The sequence below is a fragment of the Amycolatopsis sp. NPDC051061 genome (assembly GCF_040682935.1).
In the GTDB taxonomy this organism is placed as follows: Bacteria; Actinomycetota; Actinomycetes; order Mycobacteriales; family Pseudonocardiaceae; genus Amycolatopsis.
Genome location: NZ_JBFBBZ010000115.1, coordinates 1 through 4708, shown reverse-complemented (window position 1 = coordinate 4708; position 4708 = coordinate 1). Strand labels below are relative to the sequence as shown.

The 4708-nt window shown below is 37.1% G+C and carries 4 protein-coding genes; 2 read left to right on the top strand and 2 right to left on the bottom strand.

What is annotated here, in order from left to right:
- Positions 1–152: 152 nt before the first annotated feature.
- Positions 153–1832: a D-lactate dehydrogenase gene (dld, locus tag AB0N03_RS51880; protein WP_259760210.1), complete on the bottom strand. Its 1680-nt coding sequence runs from the start codon at positions 1830–1832 to the stop codon at positions 153–155.
- 268 nt (positions 1833–2100) lie between these two features.
- Between dld and AB0N03_RS51875 the strand changes: the two genes are divergently transcribed.
- Both AB0N03_RS51875 and AB0N03_RS51870 read left to right on the top strand, forming a co-directional pair.
- Positions 2101–2781: an IS6-like element ISS1N family transposase gene (locus AB0N03_RS51875; RefSeq protein ID WP_260309893.1), complete on the top strand. Its 681-nt coding sequence runs from the start codon at positions 2101–2103 to the stop codon at positions 2779–2781.
- Between the two features lie 365 nt (positions 2782–3146).
- Entirely contained in the window at positions 3147–4388 is a 1242-nt protein-coding gene (locus AB0N03_RS51870; protein ID WP_356489087.1) for an OFA family MFS transporter, read from the top strand.
- Between the two features lie 106 nt (positions 4389–4494).
- Here the strand turns inward: AB0N03_RS51870 and AB0N03_RS51865 are convergent, their stop codons facing one another.
- Entirely contained in the window at positions 4495–4638 is a 144-nt protein-coding gene (locus AB0N03_RS51865) for an IS3 family transposase (RefSeq protein WP_101812836.1), read from the bottom strand.
- Between the last annotated feature and the right edge of the window lie 70 nt (positions 4639–4708).

Below are 4708 nucleotides of genomic sequence, written 5' to 3'. Positions count from 1 at the left end.
AAAAACAATAAAAAACTTTTTTAAAAATTTTTAAAAAAGTTTTTTTAAAGTATATCTTTAAATATTTGGTTACTGTTTTAAGAACAATCAGTAGGGGTCACTACAGAATCGACAAATGACGATAACGGTTATTTTTTAACAAACTTTTTATTCTAGTATTCGCCCCAATATTTAGACATTGTTTGTTTACCAACGCCAGGGTTGAAACTATTAGTTGGATCATTTTTCTTATAGTGCTTGATTAAGGCCGGTGCTGCCAAATATAGATGCCCAACATTGTGTTCGGCTGGATAAACAGCGTGACGCTCATCCAAAATTTTAAGCATTTCTTTTTTAAGTTCATGCGCATCGACGCCAGGTTTTAGAATATAATCCTGGTGCATAACGTGATCAAGTAAGTGACCATAATAAATTTTGTGTTCTATTTTGTCTTCAATCTCTTTAGGCAAATGCTCGAACCACTTATAATCATTACTTGCCAACGCTATATCTAGTGGCAAAATGTCAATACTATCCTGTTTTAATTCTTGATATCGAATCGCAACCCCAGCTGTTACATAGCGGTGAGTTGCCGCTTTACTGGTCTCATTGGCATCGGCTTCAAAGTAGTCGCCACTGGCTTTGTCAAAATAAGATTTGAGATACTCTCGCGCTTCTTCAATACCATTACCAGCCATTTTCAATTGTAGGTAATGGTCGTACTTTTCGTAATAATCATCTAACCGCTTTGGTATTTGATTAGGAAATAAATTACTTAATGTTTGAAGCAAACGATCTGGGAAATAAGGTTTGAAAAACGGAATGTGCTTCAAAAAGCGTTCGCCCCATGCTTTTAGCGCAAACATTTGGGGCAAATGACCCGTACCAATTTTTTCAATCACAATTAGTGAGTCTTTACCATATTTCTTGGCCAATTTATAAGCATTTTTATGCATATATTCACCAGAAACAGGCAATTCTTTGAATGTCGTCATAATATGGCGACGAATATCTTCCAACTCATCGGGATTATTCGTTCCAATGTAAAACATTTGTGTTTTTTTATCCATTGGGAATGTATCTAAGCGGACAGCCAATGCCGCAACGTGACCGGACGATCCAGATACTTCATACAATTCTTTAGGATTTGCATTGTATCGAATAGGCTTATCAGATTCAACGTCACGCACAACCTGTTCATGATGGAACATTGAACCATGATGTTCAGTAGCTGGTACTTGATTCAAATCAAAATTGCGGTTCTGCAAATTAGTAATAATCTCTTCGGGCGTTTTGCCCAAATCAATGCCTAAATGGTTAACTAAGTGCATTTCGTCATGTTCATCAATCCAAACATACAATGATAGCTCTGTATAAGCTGGACCTCTTCTGATCAAAGCACCACCAGAATTGTTGTTAATACCACCAATGACCGATGCACCCAAATTAGATGAGCCAATGACTGAATGTGGTTCACGTTTAAGTGGTCGCAATTCATTTTCTAAGTGAAACAGTGTCGTACCGGGGAATGCTAGTACTTGTTCCCCATTATTGATTAACTGTAAATCTTTAATTTTCATGCCGTTCACAACAACTGCAGAACGGTCATAACCTGGGGCTGGTACGGATCCCTCAGTCAAACTAGTGTTGGCTGCTTGCATAATAATGATAATATTGTTATCATGCAAAACATTAAGCACACGCCACATTGCCATTAAAGTGGTTGGAAATACGACTGCAACTGCATCGCCCTTACCTGAGCGGTACCCTTTCCTAAAACGTAAAGATTTTGCTTTGTTAGTAATAACATTTTTTTTACCAACAACATTGACTAGTTCTTCGACTAAGTCCATATTAACTTCTCCCCTCTATAACGTTTGTAAAAAACGTTTTAATCATTACGCTTTCAATGATACGCTTTTTTTGATATTTTGGTTAATAGGTAGATTGTAAAATTAATCCGACGCTGTTCGGACAAAAAAGACCAGCTTCCTTTAAAATGGTGTTTATCACAAACCCATTTTTAGGAGCCGATCTTTTGTCTAGTAGGTTCTGTTGCAAAGTTTTCCAAAAAATCTATTTTAGTGTAAAATTGAGAAAAAAGACAGAGAGGACAGAGTAATGAATCATTTTAAAGGCAAACAATTCAAAAAAGACGTCATTATTGTCGCTGTTGGTTACTACCTGCGTTACAATCTAAGCTATCGTGAAGTTCAGGAATTGTTATATGATCGTGGAATAAATGTTTGTCATACTACGATTTATCGTTGGGTGCAAGAGTACAGCAAAGTCCTCTATTATCTTTGGAAGAAGAAAAATAGACAATCCTTCTATTCATGGAAAATGGACGAAACCTATATCAAAATTAAGGGACGTTGGCATTATCTTTATCGTGCAATTGATGCGGACGGCTTAACCTTAGATATCTGGTTACGAAAGAAACGGGATACGCAAGCAGCCTATGCTTTCTTAAAACGACTCCATAAACAGTTTGGTGAGCCGAAAGCAATTGTGACCGATAAAGCACCTTCTCTTGGCTCCGCCTTTAGAAAGTTACAGAGTGTGGGTTTATATCCTAAGACAGAGCACCGAACTGTGAAGTATCTTAACAATTTAATAGAACAAGACCATCGACCTATTAAACGACGGAATAAATTTTATCAAAGTCTCCGTACAGCCTCTTCCACGATTAAGGGCATGGAGACCCTTCGAGGAATATATAAAAAGAACCGAAGAAATGGAACGCTCTTCGGCTTTGCGGTGTCTACTGAAATCAAGGTATTAATGGGAATACCAGCCTAAGATATTTGGAGTTCAGAGAGGGCGAGTTTGATTTTCAAACTTCGCAACAGAACCAAAATAAGCATAACTTTTAAAGTGCTCCATAACTGTTAGATTTCTTGTCTAACAATTATGGAGCACTTTAGGTTCCCTGTGCTTTTTTATTTGTTCAAAAACAGCAACCGTAATTTGTTTTTTCCCAGTACTATAGCTAACTTAAATGTACTTTTCATTAGCCAACGTTAAAATTCGTCTTATACTAAAATTTAATTGTTTAAATGTGATAATCAATGTGATATTATTATTATATGACAACAATGGTTGTTAACAACGTTTAAATTATTCGTATACTTATTCGTATACTATCAAAAATGGAGGAATAGGTATTGAAAACAAATCGCTATGTTGTTGCGTTTGCAGGTGTCATGTTTCATTTAATGATTGGTTCCGTTTATGCTTGGAGTGTTTTTACTAATCCAATTGCAAAACAAAATGGTTGGGCAGAATCCTCAGTCGCTCTTGCATTTAGTATCGCTATTTTCTTCTTGGGAATGTCAGCCGCCTTTATGGGCAAAGTCGTTGAAAAAATAGGCCCTAGACTAACGGGAACTATTGCTAGCTTTCTTTACGGAACTGGAACCATTATGACTGGTTGGGCTATCCATCAAAATTCAATTTGGCTATTATATCTCTCATATGGTGTCATAGGCGGCTTAGGACTGGGAGCAGGATACGTTACCCCTGTATCAACAATTATTAAATGGTTTCCAGACAAACGCGGTTTAGCAACGGGGTTAGCTATTATGGGATTTGGTTTTGCAGCAATGCTGACTGGTCCTGTTGCTCAACAGCTAATGGCTAGTGTTGGTCTTGAACAAACATTCTATCTCTTAGGAACATTTTATTTTGTTATTATGCTGCTCGCTGCACAGTTTATTGTTCGTCCAAATCTGGCACTATCAAGCACTACTGAAAATAGCATTTCTCAAAAAAAGGGAACACGTCTAACCCGAGGACCGGAGCTAACAGCTAACCAAGCCCTCAAAACTAAATCCTTCACTTTTCTTTGGATAATGTTATTTATCAATATTACATGCGGGATCGGCCTTGTCTCAGCTGCATCCCCCATGGCTCAAAGTATGACCGGCATGTCTGTCCAAACAGCCGCAATTATGGTTGGAATCATAGGCCTTTTCAATGGCTTTGGACGTTTGATATGGGCAACTTTGTCTGATTATATCGGGCGCCCTGCTACTTTCAGTACCATTTTTATTCTCGATATTGTAATGCTTTCAGCCATGCTCATCTTCAAATTACCGCTCCTATTTGTCATTGCATTATGCTTGTTGATGTCTTGTTATGGAGCAGGCTTTTCTGTCATCCCAGCCTACTTAGGTGATGTCTTTGGTACTAAAGAATTAGGAGCTGTTCATGGATATGTACTGACAGCATGGGCTGCTGCCGGAGTTGTTGGACCATTACTATTATCATTAACACATCAACTGTTCCACAATTATACTTTGACATTAGCTGCCTTTATTTTGATTGATCTATTGGCACTGCTAATCTCATTCTGGATACAACGAGATTTCATTAAAGCCAGCAAATTAATAAAAAGCAAATCATAAAAAACTACTTTAAAGCGCATTAAATTATTAAAAACTAAGACAAAATTGCATAAAAAAGAGTCTAAAACAGCATGAGCCGTAAAGTGCAAGACAAAATTGAATATTTTTAAACTGCTAAGGCATGTTCCCTGTATTCGCAGGGAGTCATGCCTTTTGTTTTCTGTGATATTCGTCGATTGTTAAACCAATCGACGTAATTCTTTGTGATTTCCTTGAATTCTCCAATAGGTTCTGTTGCAAAGTTTTCCAAAAAATCTATTTTAGTGTAAAATTGAGAAAAAAGACAGAGAGGACAGAGTAATGAATCATTTTAAAGGCAA